Raw genomic sequence first — 21,431 nt, forward strand, 5'->3', positions numbered from 1 at the left:
TCACTGCGGTTCATCGACGGCTTCCGCGCTGCTCCTGCGGTACGAGAGCGGGAAGTCCAGCTCCCAGTCGGCCGATGCGTCCGTCCGCTTCTCCCAGGCGCCGCGGATGGTGTCGCCGTCGTCTCCGATCCGCCCGACGAACCGCTGCCGAAAGCTCAGCGGCGAGAAGTCGGGCGACTCGCGCAGCAGCTGCCAGATTTCGCCGTCGAAGGTCATGGCATACGTCCGTACGACTCCCCGCGAGTCGAAGTAGTGCTGCGTGTACCCGCCCGTCTCCGGGTCGACGGCGATGATCGACATGCTGTCCGGAACGGGATGGGGGGCCTCGGAGCGCTGGACCAGGAACTGCCCGTCCAGACTCCACTCGAACACACTGCGCCCGGGCGGCACCTCAAGGCCCGGGAACTGGGCCTCCACCACCCACTCCCCGACCAGCACCTCCAGCCGCTTCAGGGCTTCCTGCCGTGCCGTAGCGTCCATCGCGAACACCTCCATCTCCTCACAGAGGCAGACGGCGGCCGCGAGGGAAACTCATCGGTCCGCGAGACTCAGCGTCGCCACGCACAGGCCTGTCTCCCCACGACCGCGCGTCCGGTTGCCCACCGTCGCGCCCGCCCCGTCCTGCGCCGGCCCGACCTCGAAGCCCAGGCTCCGCAGGAAGCCCAGCCCCGCCTCCCACCCGGCCGGACACGTGGCGGTCACCCTCCGCATCCCCCGCCCGGCGACCTCCTCCAGCAACCGACGGGCGACCTCCGTCCCGACTCCCTCGCGCCGCGCCCCGGGAGCGACGAGGAACACCCCCACCGCACAGCTCTCCGCATCGGGATGCCGGTCGACGACATCGACCAGCCCGACGACATCCGCGCCCCGGCACATCACCAGCAGCCGCTTCTGGTCGGGGTCCGCGCCCTCGGGAAGCGCGTAGTACAGGCTCTGTACGTCCGCCGGGAGCGCCGGATTTCCGGTCGCGGCGACGAAGTAGTCCTCGCAGGCGGCGAGGAGGGCGGCCACGGCGGGCTCGTCCTCCGGCCGCAGCTCACGCACCGTCACTGGGTCGCGCCCCCTCCTTGGATGAGCCCGTGCCTACAACAAAGCCAGAACGCCACTTCGCGGTGTGGAAATCTGCTGCATCTCCTCGATGGATTCCTGCGGGCTTTCGATCGGGGTTTCAATGCCTGTTGAGATGAGATCCATGTTCGGATCGCCCCGGTGGGCGACGGGCTCATAGGAAGGCTCCGTCCTCTTCGGTGGTTCAACAGGAGTCGCGACGGCCGCGTTCGGATTCTCCTGGCCGGTGGCGGCCTGGTCGCGGACGTTTGCGGCCTCCTCCGTCCGCCCCGAGGTCCTCAGGAGAATGGCGAGGTTGCGGGCTGCGTGCGGGTCACCCTGCTCGATGGCCAGACGGTAGAAGCGCTCGGCCTCCTGCGTCCGCCCCGAAGCCTCCAGGAGGTTGGCGAGGTTATTGGCCGCGTCCGGGTGCTCCTGCTCGACGGCCTGACGGTAGAAGCGTTCGGCCTCCTCCACCCGCCCCGAATCCTCCAGCAGGAGAGCAAGGTTGTGGACGGCGTACGTGTTGCCCTGCTCGACGGCCTGACGGTAAAAGCGCTCCGCCTCTTCCGTCCGCCCCGAATCCTCCAGCAGTACGGCCAGGTCGTTGGCTGCGTCCAATTGGCCATGCTCAATGGCCTGACGGTAGAAGCGTTCAGCCTCCTCCACCCGCCCCGAACTCTCCAGCAACAAACCAAGGTTGCTGGAGGCTTTCGGGTCACCCTGCTCGATGGCCTGACGGTAGAAGCGCTCGGCCTCCTCCACCTGCCCTGACTTGTGCAGGAGAACGGCAAGGCTGTGCACGGCCCTCGGATCACCCTCATCGACAGCCTGACGGTAGAAGCGTTCAGCCTCCTCCACCCGCCCCGAACCCTCCAGCAACAAACCAAGGTTACGGGCGACTTTCGGGTCACCCTGCTCGATGGCCTGACGATAGAAGCGTTCAGCCTCCTCCACCTGCCCTGACTTGTGCAGGAGAACGGCAAGGCTGTGCACGGCCCTCGGATCACCCTCATCGACAGCCTGACGGTAGAAGCGTTCAGCCTCCTCCACCCGCCCCGAACTTTCCAGCAACAAACCAAGGTCGCGGGCGGCCTTTGAATCACTCTGCTCGGCGGCCTGACGATAGAACCCTTCGGCCTCCTCCACCCGCCCCGAACCCTCCAGCAACAAAGCAAGGTTACGGGCGGCCTTCGGGTCACCCTGCTCGATGGCCTGACGATAGAAGCGTTCGGCGTCCTCCACCCGCCCCGCCTTGTGCAGGAGGACGGCAAGGTTGTGCACGGCCTTCGGAACACCCTCATCGACAGCCTGACGGTAGAAGCGTTCAGCCTCCTCCACCCGCCCCGAACCCTCCAGCAACAAACCAAGGTTACGGACGGCCTCCGAGTCCCCCTGCTCGACAGCCTGACGATAGAAACCCTCGGCGTCCTCCACCTGCCCCGCCTTGTGCAGGAGGACGGCAAGGTTGTGCACGGCCCTCGGAACACCCTCATCGACAGCCTGACGGTAGAAGCGTTCAGCCTCCTCCACCCGCCCCGAACCCTCCAGCAACAAACCAAGGTTACGAGCGGCCTCCGAGTCCCCCTGCTCGACAGCCTGACGATAGAAAACTTCAGCCTCTTCCACCTCTCCCTCATCGTGCAAGAGAACGGCGAGGCGGTAGACAGCTTTCAGTTCACCCTGCTCGACAGCCAAACGGAAGAAGTTTGCAGCCTCACGCGTCTGCCCCGAACCCTCAAGCAAAAGACCAAGGTTACGGGCGGCCTTCGGGTCACCATGCTCGACAGCCTGACGATAGAAGACTTCAGCCTCTTCCACCTCTCCCACATTCTGCAAGAGAATGGCCAGCGGATTTTCCGCATTCCAGAATTCTTGCTCAATTAGGCGCAGGTAGAATTTTCTAGCCAAATCTACACTCCCGGCAGCCGCCAAGGCGTTGGCAGCCTTAAGAGCAGACTCCAGATCCCCTATCAGCAATGCATCACGATAGAGGTTCTCCATCTCCTTTGCATCACTCGGCGCTATTTCACTCGCCAGACCCTCAAGGTCGGCGCCGGCATTCAGCGCTTCGCGGTAGCGTCCCTCGATTTCCTCGGCCTCATCCAGGGCGGCCTTGTAGTCGACCTCCGCCAGATTGATTCGAAGCAGCGAAGCAAGAAAGCGACCCGCCCACGAGTAGTGGTGACTGGTGCGCAAGATGGGATACTCGAAGGGGGTGCGCATTCCCCCCCACGTACCAACACTTGCCCGCTTCCTGGCACTACTGCTGACGGTCACCGGAAGCCGCCTCCCTTAGCGCTTCACTCTCATCCGGCTTCAGTTCATACACAGCCTGGGATTCAGGAACAGAACTTTCGATAGCGTCAGCAGACGGGTCAATATGGGTCGGTGAGCGCTGGGCGGCTATGAAGGAATTCAGCATTTTACTGCTCGCGAGATACGTAAGCATCGCCGGGGCGGAAATGCCGACGAGAGCGGCGGCCCATGCGCTCGTTATTTGATGTGATGCGGCAAAAAGGGCCCCTGCCGCGCCGCCGATTAACACCTGTAAGGCCGCAGCAGAAAGCTCCGAAGAAATTTTGTAGTAATCCGACCACATCGGGAGCTCGCTTTTGTCTTTCTTCTGCCTCAGATGCTTCCTACACGCGTCACGCCACGCGATGTTCAGTTCATAGACGTCAAGTAAGCCTCGCACTGAACCGCCGGCGGCTGCGATCACGGCAAGATCCCACATTCGCCACTCCCTCCCCCGGATAGGAGTATGCCACCCACGATTGCGGTTCAAGCGATAGAGCTGCCGATGATCTCGGACAAACACGTCGCTCTATCCCGACCAGCTCGGCCTGTCCGACCCACCGCACTCGAACCACACCGTCTTCCCTCCCCCGGACGCGGCCGACACGCCCCACTTGTCGACCACCGCGTCCAGGAGCAGCAGCCCGCGCCCGCCCTCCGCCTCCGGCGACAACTCCGCCGGAGAGCAGGGTGGTTGAGGAGAGCCGTCCGCCACCTCCACCCTGACTCCGGCCGCCGACCGCAACACCAGCAGCACACAGCGCCGGTCCGGAACATGTCGTACGACGTTGGCCACCAGCTCGGTCACGCCCAGCTCCACGGCGTCGGTCAGCTCCGCCAGCTCCCACTCGCCCAGCAGCGAGCGGACGATACGGCGGATGTGGCGGGCGGAGTGGGTGCCTACGGTGAGGCTCATGCGGTAGGTGGGGGGAATGAATTGATTCACAGGACGAGCCTGACGTTGCGCAACTACTCTGGGCTACGGGACGAGCACAACCAGTCCCGTAGTGGGCGGAGTTGTTGCACAGGCAGGGGGCCGTACACATGACCCAGATCAACACCCTCGACCCGGGCGCCTCGCCGCTCGATTACTACGGCTACGAGTTGCGTCGCTATCGCGATGCGGCAGGTCTGACGCAGCGGCAGCTCGGGGACATCGTCAACTACACGGGCTCGATGATCGGCCAGATCGAGACGGCCAGGAAACTGCCGACACAGGACTTCAGCGAGCGTGCGGACGCGGCGCTGGGGACGGGCGGGGCGTTGTCACGACTCGTCGAGCTGGTGATGCGGAGTCAACTGCCGGGTTGGTTCAGGCAGGTTGCCGAGCTACAGGCGCGGGCCACCGAGATCTGCTCCTTCGAGACGCACATGATCCACGGCCTCCTCCAGACCAACGAGTACGCCCGCGCGGTCCTGGGCGTCCTGGACCACAGCAACCTCGACGACCGCACCGCCGTGCGGCTCGCCCGCCAGAGCATCTTCGAGAAGGAGGAACCGCCGGTCTTCTGGGCCATCCTGAGCGAGGCCGCGCTAGATCAGGAGATCGGCGGCCGGGAAGCCATGCGCGGACAACTCGCGCATCTGTTGAGCTTCGAGCAGAACCCCCGGATCAACATCCAGATCCTGCCGTTCTCGTCCGGGGCACACGCAGGTATGCAGGGCTCGTTCGACCTCTACCGTTTTGCGAGCGACCCGACCATTGTCTACACCGAGGGGTACGGCAGCGGGCATCCGACCGCCAATCCGGACACCGTCAAGGACTGCTCACTCCGTTACGATCATCTCCAAGCCGCCGCGCTCTCCCTCAAGGACTCGGCGGAGCTGATCCGCAGAGTGATGGAGGAGCGCTATGGAGAACCGAGCGACTCAGTGGCGTAAGTCCAGCTACAGCGGCGACCAGGGCGGCAACTGCGTCGAATGCGCACCGATCGGCGCCCTGGCCTGGCGCAAGTCCACACACAGCAGTGACCAGGGCGGCGAATGCCTCGAAGTCGCCGAATCCCCCTGCGCCACCATCGCCATCCGCGACTCCAAGAACCCCGCCGGGCCGGTCCTGACCCTCCGGCCCGACGCGTTCCGCCGTTTCGTCTCCTGGACCGGCACTACGCCTGAGGTCTGACCGCACCCCCTGCCTTCGCCGCCCTGTGGGCTCTCCACTCCTTGCGGAAGAAGTAGGCGCGCAACACCGCGATCGCCAGGAACAGCAGCCCGAAGCCGCCCCGCCCCCAGCCCCCTACCTGCACGAAGTAGTAGAGGGCCAGGCCGGCGAAGGACAGGCTGACGGCGATGATGATGGGTTCGCGGAGGTAGAAGGGCAGGACGCGGAGGATTACGTTGATCAGCATTGGGTAAGTTGACCAGTCCGCGTCAATAGGCGCTACCGACTTACACCTACAGGCGCTGAATGATCGTGCCCGTGGCCAGCCCGCCCCCCGCACACATGGTGATGAGCGCGAACTCCTTGTCCGCCCGCTCCAGTTCATGAAGCGCGGTGGTGATCAGCCGCGCTCCCGTCGCCCCCACCGGATGCCCGAGCGCGATCGCGCCGCCGTTGACGTTGACCTTCTCCAGGTCCTGCTCGAAGACCTGCGCCCAGCTCAACACCACGGACGCGAACGCCTCGTTGATCTCGACGACGTCGATGTCCTTCAGGGACATGCCCGCCTTGCCCAGCACGGCCCGTGTCGCGTCGATCGGTCCGTCGAGGTGGAAGTGCGGGTCGGCGCCGACCAGCGCCTGGGCCACGATCCGCGCCCGTGGCTTCAGCTTCAGCGCGCGGGCCATCCGCTTCGACGCCCACATGATCGCCGCCGCGCCGTCGCTGATCTGCGAGGAGTTGCCCGCCGTGTGGATGGCCGTAGGCATGACCGGCTTCAGGCCCGCGAGGGCCTCCATGGTCGTGTCGCGCAGACCCTCGTCGCGGTCGACGAGCCGCCACATGCCCTGTCCGGCGCGCTGCTCCTGCTCCGTGGTGGGGACCTGGACCGCGAACGTCTCGCGCTTGAAGCGCTCCTCGGCCCAGGCCGCGGCGGCTCGCTCCTGCGAGATCAGGCCCAGCGAGTCGACGTTCTCGCGCGTCAGGCCGCGATGGCGCGCGATCCGCTCCGCCGCCTCGAACTGGTTCGGGAGGTCCACGTTCCACTCGTCGGGGAACGGCTTGCCTGGGCCGTGCTTCGAACCCGAGCCCAGCGGCACCCGTGACATCGCCTCGACACCGCACGAGATACCGACGTCGATCACGCCCGCGGCGACCATGTTGGCCACCATGTGCGAGGCCTGTTGCGAGGAGCCGCACTGGCAGTCGACCGTCGTCGCCGCCGTCTCGTAGGGCAGGCCCATGGTCAGCCAGGCCGTGCGCGCGGGGTTCATGGACTGCTCACCGGCGTGCGTCACCGTGCCGCCGACGATCTGTTCGACCGCGTCGGCGGGCATGCCGGTGCGGCCGAGGAGTTCACGGTAGGTCTCGCCCAGGAGATAGGCGGGGTGCAGGTTGGCGAGCAGTCCGCCGCGCCTGCCGATGGGGGTGCGGACGGCTTCGACGATCACGGGTTCCGCGGCCATGGGGGGATCCTCTCCTCCGGTACCCGCGCGGCGCGGGGGCGTCCCGGCCGGCCCCGCCACGCTGAACTAGTACGTGTTCTAGTTCTGCCAGCAGTCTGCTGACAGCGCGTCCGCAACCGCAAGAGGCGTGCATGCAATACGGCCCCAATTCGGCTTGCCGTACCCCTTGCCTCTTGTAGAACCCGTTACTACCTTCACGGCAAACCTGAAACCTGATGGTCCGTCAGAATTCGAGCCGGAGTCGCCCATGTCCTGTCCAGCTCTCCCCGACGGGTTCGACTTCACCGACCCCGACCTGCTGCACCGCCGCGTGCCCCTGCCGGAGTTCGCCGAGCTGCGGCGGGCCGAACCGGTCCGCTGGATCCCGCAGTCGGGCAACATCGCCGGCTTCCAGGACGAGGGGTACTGGGCCGTCACCCGGCACGCGGACGTCAAGTACGTCTCCACCCACCCGGAGCTGTTCTCCTCGTACCTCAACACGGCGATCATCCGCTTCAACGAGCACATCGAGCGGGACGCCATCGACGCGCAGCGGCTGATCCTGCTCAACATGGACCCGCCGGAGCACACCCGGGTTCGCCAGATCGTGCAGCGCGTCTTCACCCCGCGTGCCATACGGGCACTGGAGGACCGCCTGCGCGAGCGCGCCCACAACATCGCGCGGAGCGCCCGCGCGCAGACCGGCTCCTTCGACTTCGTCACCGAGGTCGCCTGCGAACTCCCCCTGCAGGCGATCGCCGAGCTCATCGGCATCCCGCAGGACGACCGGGCCAAGATCTTCGACTGGTCCAACAAGATGATCTCGTACGACGACCCGGAGTACGCGATCACCGAGGAGGTCGGCGCCGAGTCGGCCACCGAGCTGATCGCCTACGCCATGAACATGGCCGCCGACCGGAAGCAGTGCCCGGCCAAGGACATCGTGACGACGCTGGTGGCGGCCGAGGACGAGGGCAACCTCAACTCCGACGAGTTCGGCTTCTTCGTGCTGATGCTGGCCGTCGCGGGCAACGAGACCACCCGTAACGCCATCACCCACGGGATGCACGCGTTCCTGACCCATCCCGAGCAGTGGGAGCTGTACAAGCGGGAGCGCCCCGAGACGGCGGCCGAGGAGATCGTGCGGTGGGCGACCCCGGTCAACTCCTTCCAGCGGACCGCCACTCAGGACACCGAACTGGGCGGGAAGTCGATAAAGAAGGGGGACCGGGTCGGGATCTTCTACGCCTCCGCAAACCACGACCCGGAGGTCTTCACCGACCCCGACGCCTTCGACATCCTGCGCGACCCCAATCCCCATCTGGGGTTCGGCGGCGGAGGCCCGCACTACTGCCTGGGCAAGTCCCTGGCCGTCCTGGAGATCGACCTGATCTTCAACGCGATCGCCGATGCTCTGCCGGGTCTCACCCTCGTCGGCGACCCGTCCCGGCTGCGCTCGGCGTGGATCAACGGCGTGAAGCACCTTCAGGTCCAGGTCGGCTGACCGTCTCCGCCCGACCATGGTCTCGGGCCGGCGGCCTCCCGGCGCCGCCGGCCCGTCGGGCCGCGGTGGCCGCCCGCGGGCCCGACACCAGGTACTGCAGCCCGAAGCCCGCCCCGACCACGGTGGCGCCGCCCACCGCGTCCAGGAACCAGTGGTTGCCGGTCGCGATGATCGAGGACAGCGTGAACAGCGGATGCAGCAGCCCGAAGGGCTTCAGCCACCATCTGGGCGCGAGCGTCACGATCACGATGCCGCACCACAGGGCCCAGGCGAAGTGCAGGGACGGCATGGCCGCGTACTGGTTGGTGAACTCGGTCAGCGTGCCGTAGTTCGGCTTGGAGAAGTCCTGGACGCCGTGCACCGTGTCGATGAAGCCGAGCCCCGGCATCAGACGCGGCGGCGCCAGCGGGTACAGCCAGAAGCCCATCAGACCGAACCCGGTGGCCAGGCCCAGTGCCGAGCGCGCCCAGCGGTAGTCCACGGGGCGCCGCACATAGAGCACGGCGAGGATGGTGAGCGGGACGCCGAAGTGGAACGACAGGTAGTAGTAGTCGAGGAAACCGCGCAGCCAGTCGACCCGCACCACGGTGTGGTTGACCCACTGCTCGAAGTCGACGGACAGCCACTCCTCGATCCGGTGGATCTGGTGTCCGTGGTGTTCCGCGGTGGCCCGGTCGGCGGTCACCCCGAGCCGGATCCGCTGGTAGGCGGCGTAGGTGACCCGCATCAGGAGGAGTTCGAGGAACAGGTTCGGGCGGGTGAGGACCCGGCGCAGGAACGGGACGACGGGTACATGGCGGAAGCGGGACGGTACCGGGGCGGCGTACTCGGTCGGGACCGGGGACCGGTAGTACGGCGAGGTGCGGGACAGGAACGGCACGACGGTGGCCGCGGCGAGCGCGGCGACCAGCACCGTGTTGTCCCGCAGCGGGTACAGCTGCTCCAAGTCCGGCAGCAGCATCTTCGCCGGCAGGGTCATCACCAGCACCACGGCGACCGGCCACACATACCGGTCGGAGGCCCGGCTGCCGACCCGTCCGACGACCGCGAGCAGCACCCACAGCAGCTCGTGCTGCCAGGCGGTCGGCGACACCGCGATCGCCGCGCAGCCGGTGACCGCGACCGCGAGGAGCAGCTGCCCGTCGCGCGCGTAGCGCACGGCACGGCGCACGCCGAGCACGGCGACGACCGTGCCCAGCGCGAGGAAGAGGACGATCTCCACCGGGCCCGAGAATCCGAGCCGCAGCAGCGCGCCGTGCAGGGACTGGTTGGCGAGGTCGTCGGCCTTGCCGCCGAGACCGGCGCCCGCGATGTGGTGCACCCAGTAGGTGGCCGAGTCGTGCGGCATCGCGGCCCACGCGAGCCCCGTGCAGGCGGCGAACGTGATCCCGGTGAAGGCCGCGGCGCGGCGGCGCCCGGTGAACCACAGCAGCGCGGCGAAGAGCAGCACGGTCGGCTGGAGGGCGGCGGCGAGACCGAGCAGCAGGCCGCTGCTGCGCTCGCCGCGGACGACGAAGCAGCCGACCAGCACCAGCAGGACGGGGATGATGCTGGTCTGCCCCAGCCACAGCGTGTTGCGCACCGGCAGCGACAGCATCAGCAGGCTGATCGCGAGCGGCGCGGCGAACAGGGAGGTCCGCCGGCTCACCGGCTGCGGCAGCGCACGGGCCGCGATCAGGCCGAGCGCGACCACCAGCAGCAGTGTGCCGAAGGTCCAGCCCCAGCCCAGGGCCTGTTCGGCCGCCCGGGTGAGGGGCTTGAGGACCAGTCCGCCGAACGGTGTGCCGGTGAACCGCGTCGAGTCGTACAGCGATCCCTTCACATGGAGGACGCCGTGGGGACCGACCCAGGTCTCCAGATCCGTCAGCCGTTCGCCCCTGGGTGTACCGAGGACGACGGCCATCTGGCGTACGGCGAGCACGGCCGCGACCAGCCACAGGCCGAGGCGGACCACATGCAGGCGTCTGGGAGCTCCTCCGACGGCTGTCGCGCCGATGGTTTCCGCCGGTCGTCCGCTGCGCTCCACGTTCGCCACGCCTGGTCGGCCTCCCGCCCCTTCGCCCCTTTTCCCAACTTATGGCTTATATCGTCCCTGTTTGTCGAGATGACCATAGTGCGCCCGATAGGGGATCGCCTCCGGAACCGCCGCGACCCCCGTACCGTGTGAAGCTCTGTCGACGGCAGCACGGAGGCTTCGGGGAATGGTCCGTTTCCTGCGGAAACGCACACGCGTGCGGTTACTGGCGGTCGTGGTGACCTTGCTTGCGACACAGCTGGGGTCATTGATCGCACCGGCATACGCGTGCGGCTGCGGCGCGATGATCCCCGACGGGCAGCGGCGGATAGGCGTGGGCCGTGAAGAGTCCGTGGTCCGCTGGGACGGCCGCCGGGAACAGATCGTGATGAGCCTGACGGTCGAGGGGGACGCCGACCGGGCCGCCTGGATCATGCCGGTCCCGCACCGCGCGACGGTCGAACTCGGCGACCCGGCGCTGTTCACCCAGCTCGCCGCCACCACCGCCCCGGTCCACCGCGACCGCTATCACTTCTGGCCGCAGGACGGCGACTGGCCCCTGGTCACCGGTGACGGGAGCAGCGCGGCCGGGCCGCCCGGGGCCGGCGCCGCCGCGCCCGGCGTGGGCGTGGTCGGCCGCCAGAAGCTCGGCCCCTTCGACGTGGCCCGCCTGACCGCCACCGACCCTGCCGCCCTGAACCGCTGGCTCGACAGCAACGGCTTCGTCATGCCGCCCCGCCTGGCGGACGCCCTCCAGCCGTATGTGAGCCGCCACTGGGAGTATGTCGCCGTGCGCCTGTCCCCCGACACCGCGAACACCCCGCTGAGCGGCAGGCTCGACCCGCTCCACCTCACCTTCGCGTCCGGGCGGCCCGTCTACCCGATGCGCCTGTCCCGCCTCGCCCGCACCCCGCAGTCGCTCGGCCTGTACGTCCTCGCCGCGCACCGCATGGAGACGAGCTCGACGATCGGCGGCGAGCGGCCCCGGGTCACCTACGCCGGACGTGTCACCGCGAAGTCGGGCCCGCTGGCCGAGTTGGCCGCGGGCACACCGTTCCTGACCGCGATCGGCCAGGAGTTCCCGTTCCCGTCGTCGATCTCCGGCGACCACGTACTGCGCCGGGCGTCCGCGGACACCCCGTTCCAGCAGGTGATCTACGAGGACCGGCTGCGCACGGTGGCCGGGATCCCGGCGTGGCTGCTGACGGTCGTCGGCACCTTGGCCATCGCCGCCACGGCCGTGACCGTGTTCGCGGTACGGCGTTCACGGCGCCCGGTGCCGCCTCCGCCGCCGGTGCACGCGCCTCCACCGCTCAGCTGAACCGGGCCGTCATGATCTCCCTGAGAGGGGAACCGGCCCGCGGCCATGCTCATCAGGTCAGCCGGTCGGAGGCGCCAAGCAGTCACACGGAAGGCACAGCGAAATGAGCGAGTCGCAGCTCTGGGACGACGTGGACGAGTACTTCACCACCCACCTCTCACGGAACGACGACGCCCTCGAAGCGGCCCTCCGCGACAGCGACGCCGCCGAGCTTCCGCAGATCGCGGTCACCCCGCTCCAGGGCAAGTTCCTGCAGCTCCTCGCCCAGGTCCAGGGCGCCCGCACCATCCTGGAGATCGGCACCCTCGGCGGCTACAGCACCATCTGGCTGGCCCGCGCGCTGCCCGAGGACGGCCGCCTGATCTCGCTCGAGTACAGCGCCAAGCACGCCGAGGTCGCCACCCGCAACATCGCACGCGCGGGCCTCGACCGGATCGTCGAGGTGCGGATCGGCCCCGCCCTGGAGTCGCTGCCCAAACTGGCCGACGAGAACCCGCCCCCCTTCGACCTGGTCTTCATCGACGCCGACAAGGTCAACAACCCGAACTACGTGGAGTGGGCTCTCAGACTCACCAGCGCGGGCAGCCTGATCGTCGTGGACAACGTCGTACGCGGCGGCCGGGTGGCCGAGGCGGACAGCAAGGCACCCGACGTGCTGGGCAACCGCGCCGCCATCGAACTGATCGGTTCGCACCCGCGGTTGAGCGGCACGGCGATCCAGACGGTGGGCAGCAAGGGCTACGACGGCTTCGCACTGGCGCGCGTGCTGGCGTAGCCCTCACCTCCTCGGACACCGCTCGGATACTGCTCAGAACTCGTGATAGAAGCCGACGTTGACGCTGCGCGGGGCGGTGCGGTCCTGGACGACGATCTCGCCGCTGCCGCCTCTGGGCAGCGCCACGGTCCCGCCGTAGGCGAGCGGCTGCGCGTACTCCCCGACGATCAGCCGGACCTCGGAGGACGGGTCGGGCTGTGAGCCGCGCAGCCAGGTCAGCTGCCAGGTCCCCTCGGGGCCGCACAGGAACTCCAGGTGGACCCGGGAGATGAACAGCCAGTCCTCGGGCGTCACAAGACGGCACACGGAGGTGTCCCGCCCCACCCGCAGCACGGCACCGGGCTCACTGGGTGCGTCGGCCATGAGCATGCCGGCCGTGGCCCCCTCTTCCGCCCCGGAGACGGTGGCCATGGTCAGTTCGAGCACGCGCTGCTCCTCTTGAAGTGTCCTAACACGGCGGCCGCATGATAAATCGCCCGGGCATGCCGCGTCCGGCACAATGGAGTCATGACCGAGCGAAAGCCACCGGGTGTGCCGTTCGAGTCCTGGGTCGACAAACAGATCCGTGATGCCGAGAGACGCGGCGAGTTCACCCAACTGCCCGGCGCGGGCAAGCCGTTGCCCGCCGGCACCGACACCTCGTACGACGAACTGTGGTGGATCAAGCAGAAGATGGCCCGCGAGGGCCTGTCCGTGCTGCCGCCGACGCTCGCCCTGCGCAAGGAGGCCGAGGACGCGCTGGCGGCGGCGTATGCGGCGCCCTCGGAGCGGATCGCGCGGAAGATCGTCACCGACGTCAACGTCAAGATCCGCGACATGATGTTCAAGCCGCCGCCCGGCCCTCCGCTCGGGATGAAGCCGTACGACGTCGAAGAGGTCGCACGGGAGTGGCGGGAGCGCCGGACGACGGCGAGGGACGCGAGGGACGCCGAGAGGGATACGGGTACTTCGAACGGGTCACCCGTGTAGGAGTCGTTCCGCCAGGTTCCGGTAGTCCCGCAGGGCCAGCCGGAGTTGTTCGGTGTCCTCGCCGTCCTGCCAGGACATGCGCAGCGTGCGGCGCCGCCGGGTCAGGGCCTCGGTGAACCGTCCCGCGATCTCCTCGACCACGTGATCGGCCTCCTCGACGGAGTCCCGGGGCCCGTCCACGAACCCGGAGACCGCCTGGCGAAGACGGAGATCCAGCTTGTCGCACTCGTCCTGCGGGAGGAGACGACCGCTGGTCGGGGTCGGGGTGGTGGTGGCGGGAGTGCCGGTGGGCCGGCCGGCCTGGCCTGCCTCCTCCGTGACCTCGTGCGGGGTGGGTGTCACCGTGGTGCGGTTCGTCCTGTCGTCGGCCTCGGCACCTTCGGCTGCGGGGCCGGTCGTGGCGTCCGTCATGTCGCTCAACTCCCCTTGGCGTGACGACGGTTGAGGGCCCAGGGCAGGTGGCCGCGGCTCTCGTGTTTGTGGGCCTTGGTGCGGGTGGCGGCGGAGGCCGGGGCCTTCTCGGTGCGGCGGGGCGGGGCGGTCAGGTCCTCGAAGAGGGCCCGGGCCTCGACCATGGCCTCGCGCATCTCCTCGGTGTCGACCCGGTCGCTGTCCTGCCCGCTCGCGCCCACGCGTGCGACACGGTGGACGTGCCGGTAGCCGTGGACGTGGTCGGCATGGTGGACGGAGAGGGCGGCGAGCTGTTCCTCGTAGTGGCTGTCGTCGGGGAAGCCACGAAGGGCGGCGAGCTCCGCGAGCAGCCGGTCCGCCTCGGTGACCGCTTCCCTCGGCGCGTCGACGAAGCGCTCCTGCGCGGCCGTCCAGCGGGCCGTGAACTCCTCCAGCCTGCCCGGCTCCAGCGGCTGCTCACGCAGCGCTCCGTGCCGCTGCACGCGCTCCGTGAGCTCGCGCTCGGCGGCTTTGGTGTCCCCGTCGTGCCGAGCGAGCGTCCGGTCGTACTCGGGCCCGAAGCGCCGCTTCAGGTCCCGGCCGCCGTACCCGCCCCGGGCACGCAAGGTGAGGGCGGCCGCGACAACGACCACGGCCGCCACGATCACGATCAGAGCGATGATCATGCCTGTGGACATGGGTGCCTTCCGGTGTGTCGGCCCGGGCGGGCCGGTTCTCCGGACGGGTCACCCGGAAGCCCCCGCTCAAACGACGCGGGCACCCGGACGCCTCTTCGGGAACTACGGCTTCCTCGCCGCCCGGGCCCGATGCGCCGCGACCGTCGTGCGGCTCGCGCACGCGTTGGAGCAGAAGCGGCGGGTGCGGTTGCGGGACTGGTCGACGAAGTAGTTCCCGCAGCCGGCCGCGGCGCACCGTCCCAGCGTCACTGCCGGCTCCCCGGCCACGACCAGGGCGAGCTGGGCCGCGATCAGCTGACCGGCCCAGCGGGGGGCCGGGGTGCCGTTGCGGCTGAAGTGGATGTGCCAGCCGCCGGGGCCGTCGTGGTCGGACAGATGCATCTCCGGCGGGTAGTCGCGCAGCAGCCGGTGCACGGCGTCGGGGGCGGTGCCATCGACCGTCTGCGCCAGCGCCGTGCGCACGAGGTCCGGCAGTTCGCCGTAGTCGCCGTCCGGCGGCGGGGTGATCCCGTGCTCCGCGAAGAAGGTGGCGACCAGTTCGCCGCGCTCGTCGAGGGTCCCGGTGTTGGCCAGCTCGACGGCCAACCGTGTCACGTTCCCAATGTAGTCATCGTACTGCACTTGACCACCTACATCGCCGCTTCTTAATGTAGGCGCCATGATAGCTGATGACACCTACGCGGCCCGCCGTCTGACGATGCTCGGAGAGTGGGACGCGGCGCTCGCCGTCCTGGGCCCGGACGCCGATCCCGAATTGCGCGCGGAGATCGCTGTCGACCGCTGGTTCTTCCGGACCGAGGGCCACGAGGAGGCCGAGAAGGCGGTCACGGCGCTCGATCCGGCATCGCCGACCGCGCATCTGCTCACCGCGCGACTGGCCTACAGCCGACTGCTGTTCGGCCGCGACCCCCGTCTCGCCCCCGGTGTCGCCCCCCGCCCCGACGACCGCGCCACGGCCGAGGCCGGCTACCGCGCGGCGGCCGAGAGCGGCGACGAGAAGCAGCGCGCCTGGGCCGAGTACCACTGGGCCGTCCTGCTGGACAACATCGACGAGGACCCGGCCGGCGCGCTGCCCCTCTACGAGTCGGCTCTGGAGATCGCCGCGAAGACCGGCGACGGCTACTTCGAGTCCTACATCGTCCGCCACCTCGCCCCGCACAAGGAGCCCGCCGAGCGACTCGTGATGCTGCGCCGCTCACTCCACCTGCGCGCCGCCCTCGGCGCCCGTCCCCAGACGGTCGCCGCGCAGGCCCTCCTCGCCGACAGCCTCCCGGAGTCCGACCCGGAACGCGCCGAACTCATACGGACGTTCCGCCCCGCCGCGGAGGAACTGCGCATCGGCTGGCTCCTGTCCGAGGACTGATCCGCATATTCGCTTGCGTGGGCGACACGCCGGTTCCGCAGAATGGCCGGATGACGACGACCTGGACCATCGCCCCCGAGCCCTACGACTCCCCCGTGGCGGCGGCCCTCTGGCGGGCCTACTACACGGAGGTCAGCGACCGCTACTACCTCCTGCACGAGGGACGCAGGACCGACCCGGCCGAGCTGGAGCGGGAGATCGCGGCCCGCACCGGCGCCGAACTCGCGCCGCCCACCGGCCAGTTGCTCGTCGGACGGTACGGGGGTGAGCCGGCCGGTTCGGCGGGTGTACGACTGCTCGACGCCACGACCGCCGAGCTCACCCGGGTGTTCGTGTACGAGGGAATGCGCGGCAAGGGCGGGGCCGCGCTCCTCGTGGGCGCCGCAGAGCAGGCCGCCCGAGACCTCGGCGCCGGGCAGTTGGTCCTCGACACCCGGAGCGACCTCGTCGAGGCCCGTTCCCTGTACGCACGGCTCGGCTACACGGAGACCGAGCCGCACAACGACGACGCGTACGCCGAGCACTGGTTCCGCAAGGACCTCAACTGACCTTCGCCGCCGACTCCTTGTGCGGCTGCTCCTGGTCCGAGCCGCACATCTCCTCGGTCAGTTCCTTGACCAGGCGGTTCAGGTCGGTCGGCCGGTCCGGGCCCCACCAGTCGCCGAGCAGCTCCGCGAGGGACTCCTCACGGGCCTGCGCGAGCCGTTCGGCGACCTCGAAGCCCTGATCGGTGAGGATCAGGTCGAGGCCCTCCCGGACGGCAAGGCGCCGCACCTCGAGCTGGCGGGCGGCAGCGATCACGACCTGGAGCGGCACCGTGCTGCGCGCGGCGAGCACGGCCGGTTCCTCCCAGCCCTGCCTCTTGATCCGCAGCAGCAGCCAGCTCGCCGCGGGCAGCAGGTCGTAACCCGCCCGCTCGGTGATCCTCTGGTAGACCTCGCGCCGGCCCTCCCGCGTGCCCAGCAGGGACAGCGCGCGGCACACCTCGTCGTACGAGGACCGCTCGACGGGATTGCTGGCCAGGGTCTCCGTGACATCGGGCGCGGTGACGGAGCCGCGCAGCTTGTCCTCCTTGAGGAACCAGGCCAGGACGAAGCCGAGGAGGGCGACGGGGGCGGCGTAGAGGAAGACGTCGGTGATGGCCGCCGCGTACGCGTGCAGCGCGGGTCCACGCAGGGCGGGCGGCAGTGAGCCGATACCGCGCGGGTCGGACTTGAGGGCGTCCGCGGAGAGACCCCCGGGCAGCCGGGCACCGCGGAAGGCGTCCGTCAGCTTGTCGCCGAGACGGCTCGCGAACACCGTGCCGAAGATCGCCACGCCGAAGGAGGCCCCGATCGAGCGGAAGAAGGTCGCGCCCGAGGTGGCGACACCGAGATCCTCGTACGAGACGGCGTTCTGCACGATGAGGACCAGCACCTGCATGACCAGCCCGAGCCCGAGGCCGAAGACGAAGAAGTCGACGCTCATCACGGCGGTGGAGCTGTTCTCGTCGAGCTGGTGCAGGAGCAGCAGACCGAGGGTGGTGACGCCCGTGCCCGCGATCGGGAACACCTTCCAGCGGCCGGTGCGGCTGACGATCTGGCCGGAGGCCGTGGACGAGAGCAGCAGGCCGAACACCATCGGCAGCATGTGCACCCCGGACATGGTCGGCGTCACGCCCTGGACGACCTGGAGGAAGGTCGGCAGATAGGTCATCGCGCCGAACATGGCGAAGCCGACGACGAAGCTGATGACCGCGGCGAGGGCGAAGGTGCGGATGCGGAACAGCTTGAGCGGCAGGACGGGTTCGGCGGCCCTCCGCTCCACGGCGACGAACGCGACGGCCAGCCCGACGCCCAGCAGGATCAGCCCGACGATCTGTGTCGAGCCCCAGCCCCAGGTGGTGCCGCCGAGCGAGGCCACCAGGATCAGACAGGTGGCGACCGCGGCGATGAGGAAGGTGCCGAGGTAGTCGATGACGTGCTGCGCGGTCCGGCGCGGGATGCGCAGCGCGGTCGCGATCACGGCGAGCGCGACGACGCCGACGGGCAGGTTGACGTAGAAGACCCAGCGCCAGCTGAGGTGTTCGGTGAACAGCCCGCCGAGCAGCGGTCCCAGCACGCTCGTCGCACCGAAGACGGCCCCGAACAGCCCCTGGTATCGGCCTCGTTCACGCGGCGCGACGACGTCCCCCACGATCGCCATCGACAGCACCATCAACCCGCCGCCGCCCAGGCCCTGGACCGCCCGGAACGCGATCAACTGGGGCATGTTCTGCGCCATTCCGCAGAGCGCCGATCCGATGAGGAAAATCACGATCGCGGTCTGGAACAGCCGCTTCCGCCCGTACTGGTCACCGAGTTTGCCCCACAGCGGGGTCGCGGCGGTCGAGGCCAGCAGATACGCGGTGACCACCCAGGACAGGTGGTCGAGGCCGCCGAGATCGCTGACGATGGTGGGCAGCGCGGTCGACACGATGGTCTGGTCGAGGGCGGCGAGCAGCATCCCGAGGAGCAGGGCGCCGATCGACACGAGTACGTTCCCGGACACGTGTTCCTGGGTGGCGCCGCCCCGCTGCGGGGGCCTCGCGGATGCCTGTGCGTCTCGCACATTCCCCGTCATACCGTGCGCATCCCCGGCCATGAAGACCTCCCGCGGCTCTCGTTACACGTCCATGGTGATCGGTGTGACCGGTTATGGCCTGTTGAGTCCTGGTGGAACCCGATATTCCGGGGGCTGCGGGCACGACGTGATGATGATCTGGATAACCTCTGAAGTTCGCGAGGGGAGCGTGAAGGGAGGGACGAACGCGTGACAGACCCGAAAGGTCACCAGTGCCCGGAGTGCGGAGCGCCCAGAGGGGCTGACAACACCCCGTCCTGCGGCTGCACCCAACGGGCGTCCGACGCCCTGCGCGACGCCCGTACGGCCGAGCAGGCCGCGGCGGAGGACTTCGACCCGCTGCGAATACGGCCGTATGTCGAGCTGGAGGGCGTGGCGAGCGAGCCCGCCGCAGCTCCCGCGATGCCGGCGGTCGAGGCGACGATGCCGCTGCGGGCGGTGGGTGCCGAGGTGCCGAGCACCAGCGACCTGCGCCTGTTCGAGGGCGCGGGCACAGAGGGCGCCGAGGGCGCCGAGGGCACCGAGGACCCGTACGACACGGCGGGCAGGGCGCGCCGCAGACGGCGCACCGTGGTGCTCGGTGTCGGCGGGGCGGTCGTCGCGGTGATGACAGCGGCCGGGATGGCGAGCGGGCTGTTCTCCTACGAGCCGCCGACGCGGGACAAGGCGCTGCCCGACGACGTACGGGCGAGTGTGCCGGACGTGTCGCCGAGCTCGGAGTCCGCGTCGCCCTCGCGGAGCGCCACATCCGTACGGCCCGCACCGCCGGCGCCGGTGGTCAGCGCGAGCCCGTCGCTCTCACCGTCCCCGTCGGCGACGAGCGCCTCGCCGAGCCCGTCCCGCTCGCCCGAGCCGACCCGGACCCCGCCGACGGCCACCGCCAGCGGCAGCATCGGAGCGACCGACAGCCGCCAGACAGCGCCCCCCGTGCTGCGCCGCGGCTCCGAGGGCCCCGAGGTCACCGAACTCGAACTGCGCCTGACCCAGCTCGGCCTGTACACGAGAAAGCCGAGCGGTCACTACGACGAGGGCGTCGAGGACGCGGTCAGCAGATACCAGTGGGCACGGGGGATACAGGGGGACGAGCTGGGGGTGTACGGCTTGGAGACCCGGGCGCGGCTGGAGTCGGAGACGTCGCAGCCGTGAGGCCGCGCGCCTCCGGCAGGAGGTTGCCGCCCCCAGACCCCCGCTTCGGCCTGAACGGCCTCGTCCTCAAACGCCGGACGGGCTGAAAACCCAGCCCGTCGGCAGCCGAATAATGCCGCCCCAGCCTGCGGGCAATCGTGCCGCCCAGGGCGGCACGGGCGGGCGCAGGCGGCACCCCGCAAGCGCCGGGCTGCGCACCCACCCCCCAACGGCACCTTCAGCGGACGTACAGCCGGATCCCCCCGGCCACACCCTCGACCCGCACCCGCGTCAGATCCCGCACCACCACATCCGGCTCATACAGATCCGCCCGCGCCCCCACCCCCACAACTCGCATCCCCGCAGCCCGCCCCGCCTCAATCCCGGCAGCGGAATCCTCAAAGACAACGCAGTCGCCCGGCTCGACACCCAATTCAGCCGCCCCCTTCAAAAACCCCTCGGGGTCCGGCTTGCTCGCCCCCACCGACTCGGCGGTCACCCGTACCTCCGGAAGGGCCAGCCCAGCCGCCCCCATCCGCGCCGTGGCGAGAGCCAGATCGGCCGAGGTCACCAGGGCATGCGGCAGCCCCCGCAGCGAGGCGAGGAACTCAGGAGCGCCGGGGATCGCCACGACGCCGTCCACATCCGCGGTCTCCTCCGCGAGCATGCGCGCGTTGTCGGCGAGGTTCTGCTCCATGGGCCGGTCGGGCAGCAGCAGCGCCATGGAGGCGTAGCCCTGGCGCCCGTGCACCACCTTCATGACCTCTTCGGCGTCCAGCCCGTGACGTTCGGACCAGCGATGCCAGATGCGCTCGACGGCGGCGTCGGAGTTCACGAGGGTGCCGTCCATGTCCAGCAGGAGGGCGCGGGCGGTGAGGACGGTGGGCACGGTGGTGACCGTCATCGGCAGCTCCAGGGCGCGAAGGAGGAAACAAGGCGGCCCCGCCCGCCGGTCAGGGAAAACGGGCGGGAGCCACTTTGTTTCTCTACGGTACAAAACCGGTCCGACATCCGCCAGTGCCCCAGGAAACAGTTCACCCGCTGTTCAGCTCGGCCGGTGCGCAGCCAGCCGGTGCACAGCCAGCCGGTGCGCAGCTCACCCGGCGACGGCCTCCCACAGGCTCCACACGCCGAGCGCCAGCATCAGCAGCGCCGCGATCTTGGTGATGAGGGCCAGCGGTACCCGCTTCATCAGCGCCTTCCCGCCGACGATCCCGAGCCCTGCCACCGCCCACAGCGCCAGCACCGCCCCCAGACCGACGGAGAGCGGGTCGTCGTAGCGGGCTGCGAGGTTCGCCGTCATGATCTGGGTCAGGTCCCCGAACTCGGCGATCAGGATGAGCATGAACCCGGCGCCCGCGACCTTCCAGAAGGACTGGTTCTCGGGCCGCCGGATGTCCTCCTCACCCTCGTCCTTCCTCAGCAGCAGCACCGCGGCGCCGCCCAGGAAGAGGACGCCCGTCAGCGCGTGGACGATCTGCTGGGGAAGCAGGGTGAGCACGCTTCCGGCCGCCACCGCCAGCGCGACATGCAGCGCGAACGCCGCGGCCACGCCGGCGAAGACGTACGAGGCGCGGTAGCGGGTGCCGAGGACCAGGCCGGCGAGTGCGGTCTTGTCGGGCAGTTCGGCGAGGAAGACGACGCCGAAGGCCAGGGCCGTGACGGTGAAGCTGATCAAAGTTCCTCAATCGGTCGGGGCCGCCCCGCCGAGAGTGCTGTGACTGCGATACGACACCTCGGCACGGCAGCACACAGCGGAAGACACAGATGTGCACTGCTTTGC

Annotated in this window: 24 protein-coding genes; 9 read left to right on the top strand and 15 right to left on the bottom strand. The window is 69.1% G+C overall.

Features of this window, described 5'->3' with window-relative positions:
* The 5 genes from ACWDAG_RS06510 to ACWDAG_RS06530 form a co-directional block, all read right to left on the bottom strand.
* Positions 1-480 carry a hypothetical protein gene (locus ACWDAG_RS06510; protein ID WP_450694475.1) on the bottom strand — a complete coding sequence of 160 codons (480 nt, stop codon included), beginning with the start codon at positions 478-480 and terminating at the stop codon, positions 1-3.
* 51 nt (positions 481-531) lie between these two features.
* Complete coding sequence (locus ACWDAG_RS06515; protein WP_450694476.1) at positions 532-1,050, bottom strand: N-acetyltransferase family protein; 519 nt, start codon at positions 1,048-1,050, stop codon at positions 532-534.
* A 33-nt stretch (positions 1,051-1,083) separates the two neighbouring features.
* Complete coding sequence (locus ACWDAG_RS06520; RefSeq protein ID WP_450694477.1) at positions 1,084-3,273, bottom strand: tetratricopeptide repeat protein; 2,190 nt, start codon at positions 3,271-3,273, stop codon at positions 1,084-1,086.
* Positions 3,274-3,310: 37 nt separating this feature from the next.
* Positions 3,311-3,784, bottom strand: coding sequence for a hypothetical protein (locus ACWDAG_RS06525; RefSeq protein WP_450694478.1), 474 nt, complete (start codon positions 3,782-3,784; stop codon positions 3,311-3,313).
* Positions 3,785-3,874: 90 nt separating this feature from the next.
* On the bottom strand, positions 3,875-4,261 hold the full coding sequence (locus ACWDAG_RS06530) for an ATP-binding protein (protein WP_450694479.1): 387 nt from the start codon (positions 4,259-4,261) through the stop codon (positions 3,875-3,877).
* 128 nt (positions 4,262-4,389) lie between these two features.
* On the opposite strand from ACWDAG_RS06530, the gene ACWDAG_RS06535 reads away from it, so the two are divergent.
* Together ACWDAG_RS06535 and ACWDAG_RS06540 are read left to right on the top strand one after the other, a co-directional pair.
* Positions 4,390-5,226: a helix-turn-helix domain-containing protein gene (locus tag ACWDAG_RS06535; protein ID WP_450694480.1), complete on the top strand. Its 837-nt coding sequence runs from the start codon at positions 4,390-4,392 to the stop codon at positions 5,224-5,226.
* Positions 5,198-5,467 (top strand): DUF397 domain-containing protein, encoded by a 270-nt coding sequence (locus tag ACWDAG_RS06540; protein WP_450694481.1) that lies wholly within the window; start codon positions 5,198-5,200, stop codon positions 5,465-5,467. Before ACWDAG_RS06535 ends, ACWDAG_RS06540 begins: the two co-directional genes overlap by 29 nt.
* On the opposite strand, the gene ACWDAG_RS06545 is transcribed toward ACWDAG_RS06540, so the two are convergent.
* Both ACWDAG_RS06545 and ACWDAG_RS06550 read right to left on the bottom strand, forming a co-directional pair.
* Positions 5,451-5,693: a hypothetical protein gene (locus ACWDAG_RS06545; protein ID WP_450694482.1), complete on the bottom strand. Its 243-nt coding sequence runs from the start codon at positions 5,691-5,693 to the stop codon at positions 5,451-5,453. The genes ACWDAG_RS06540 and ACWDAG_RS06545 overlap by 17 nt on opposite strands.
* 46 nt (positions 5,694-5,739) lie before the next feature.
* The gene (locus ACWDAG_RS06550; protein ID WP_450694483.1) at positions 5,740-6,909 is read right to left on the bottom strand and encodes a steroid 3-ketoacyl-CoA thiolase; all 1,170 of its coding nucleotides are present in this window, start codon (positions 6,907-6,909) and stop codon (positions 5,740-5,742) included.
* A gap of 247 nt (positions 6,910-7,156) precedes the next feature.
* Between ACWDAG_RS06550 and ACWDAG_RS06555 the strand changes: the two genes are divergently transcribed.
* Positions 7,157-8,392 (top strand): cytochrome P450, encoded by a 1,236-nt coding sequence (locus ACWDAG_RS06555; protein WP_450694484.1) that lies wholly within the window; start codon positions 7,157-7,159, stop codon positions 8,390-8,392.
* Here ACWDAG_RS06555 and ACWDAG_RS06560 read toward each other — a convergent pair.
* Positions 8,355-10,427: a bifunctional glycosyltransferase 87/phosphatase PAP2 family protein gene (locus ACWDAG_RS06560; protein ID WP_450694485.1), complete on the bottom strand. Its 2,073-nt coding sequence runs from the start codon at positions 10,425-10,427 to the stop codon at positions 8,355-8,357. The two genes, ACWDAG_RS06555 and ACWDAG_RS06560, sit on opposite strands and share 38 nt — an antisense overlap.
* Before the next feature lie 166 nt (positions 10,428-10,593).
* Between ACWDAG_RS06560 and ACWDAG_RS06565 the strand changes: the two genes are divergently transcribed.
* Positions 10,594-11,727: a DUF2330 domain-containing protein gene (locus ACWDAG_RS06565; protein WP_450694486.1), complete on the top strand. Its 1,134-nt coding sequence runs from the start codon at positions 10,594-10,596 to the stop codon at positions 11,725-11,727.
* A 103-nt stretch (positions 11,728-11,830) separates the two neighbouring features.
* Positions 11,831-12,502 (top strand): O-methyltransferase, encoded by a 672-nt coding sequence (locus ACWDAG_RS06570; RefSeq protein WP_450694487.1) that lies wholly within the window; start codon positions 11,831-11,833, stop codon positions 12,500-12,502.
* 33 nt (positions 12,503-12,535) lie between these two features.
* Here ACWDAG_RS06570 and ACWDAG_RS06575 read toward each other — a convergent pair whose 3' ends face one another.
* Positions 12,536-12,928, bottom strand: a complete 393-nt coding sequence (locus ACWDAG_RS06575; protein ID WP_450694488.1) for a hypothetical protein — start codon at positions 12,926-12,928, stop codon at positions 12,536-12,538.
* 81 nt (positions 12,929-13,009) lie between these two features.
* Here ACWDAG_RS06575 and ACWDAG_RS06580 point away from each other — a divergent pair, with 81 nt between their 5' ends.
* On the top strand, positions 13,010-13,471 hold the full coding sequence (locus tag ACWDAG_RS06580; RefSeq protein WP_450694489.1) for a DnaJ family domain-containing protein: 462 nt from the start codon (positions 13,010-13,012) through the stop codon (positions 13,469-13,471).
* Here the strand turns inward: ACWDAG_RS06580 and ACWDAG_RS06585 are convergent.
* The 3 genes from ACWDAG_RS06585 to ACWDAG_RS06595 form a co-directional block, all read right to left on the bottom strand.
* On the bottom strand, positions 13,460-13,882 hold the full coding sequence (locus ACWDAG_RS06585) for a hypothetical protein (RefSeq protein WP_450694490.1): 423 nt from the start codon (positions 13,880-13,882) through the stop codon (positions 13,460-13,462). The two genes, ACWDAG_RS06580 and ACWDAG_RS06585, sit on opposite strands and share 12 nt — an antisense overlap.
* 5 nt (positions 13,883-13,887) lie before the next feature.
* Positions 13,888-14,559, bottom strand: a complete 672-nt coding sequence (locus ACWDAG_RS06590; RefSeq protein WP_450694491.1) for a hypothetical protein — start codon at positions 14,557-14,559, stop codon at positions 13,888-13,890.
* Between the two features lie 102 nt (positions 14,560-14,661).
* On the bottom strand, positions 14,662-15,153 hold the full coding sequence (locus ACWDAG_RS06595; protein ID WP_450694492.1) for a CGNR zinc finger domain-containing protein: 492 nt from the start codon (positions 15,151-15,153) through the stop codon (positions 14,662-14,664).
* A 64-nt stretch (positions 15,154-15,217) separates the two neighbouring features.
* On the opposite strand from ACWDAG_RS06595, the gene ACWDAG_RS06600 reads away from it, so the two are divergent.
* Positions 15,218-15,922 (top strand): hypothetical protein, encoded by a 705-nt coding sequence (locus ACWDAG_RS06600; RefSeq protein WP_450694493.1) that lies wholly within the window; start codon positions 15,218-15,220, stop codon positions 15,920-15,922.
* Between the two features lie 50 nt (positions 15,923-15,972).
* Positions 15,973-16,470, top strand: coding sequence for a GNAT family N-acetyltransferase (locus tag ACWDAG_RS06605; RefSeq protein WP_450694494.1), 498 nt, complete (start codon positions 15,973-15,975; stop codon positions 16,468-16,470).
* On the opposite strand, the gene ACWDAG_RS06610 is transcribed toward ACWDAG_RS06605, so the two are convergent.
* Positions 16,463-18,544: a DHA2 family efflux MFS transporter permease subunit gene (locus ACWDAG_RS06610; protein ID WP_450694495.1), complete on the bottom strand. Its 2,082-nt coding sequence runs from the start codon at positions 18,542-18,544 to the stop codon at positions 16,463-16,465. The two genes, ACWDAG_RS06605 and ACWDAG_RS06610, sit on opposite strands and share 8 nt — an antisense overlap.
* 168 nt (positions 18,545-18,712) lie before the next feature.
* Here ACWDAG_RS06610 and ACWDAG_RS06615 point away from each other — a divergent pair, with 168 nt between their 5' ends.
* Complete coding sequence (locus tag ACWDAG_RS06615) at positions 18,713-19,669, top strand: peptidoglycan-binding domain-containing protein (RefSeq protein ID WP_450694496.1); 957 nt, start codon at positions 18,713-18,715, stop codon at positions 19,667-19,669.
* A 217-nt stretch (positions 19,670-19,886) separates the two neighbouring features.
* Here ACWDAG_RS06615 and ACWDAG_RS06620 read toward each other — a convergent pair whose 3' ends face one another.
* Both ACWDAG_RS06620 and ACWDAG_RS06625 read right to left on the bottom strand, forming a co-directional pair.
* Positions 19,887-20,552 carry an HAD family hydrolase gene (locus tag ACWDAG_RS06620; RefSeq protein ID WP_450694497.1) on the bottom strand — a complete coding sequence of 222 codons (666 nt, stop codon included), beginning with the start codon at positions 20,550-20,552 and terminating at the stop codon, positions 19,887-19,889.
* A gap of 192 nt (positions 20,553-20,744) precedes the next feature.
* Positions 20,745-21,326, bottom strand: a complete 582-nt coding sequence (locus tag ACWDAG_RS06625) for a TMEM165/GDT1 family protein (RefSeq protein WP_450694498.1) — start codon at positions 21,324-21,326, stop codon at positions 20,745-20,747.
* Positions 21,327-21,431: the final 105 nt, after the last annotated feature.

The sequence above is a fragment of the Streptomyces sp. NPDC001157 genome, assembly GCF_053598255.1.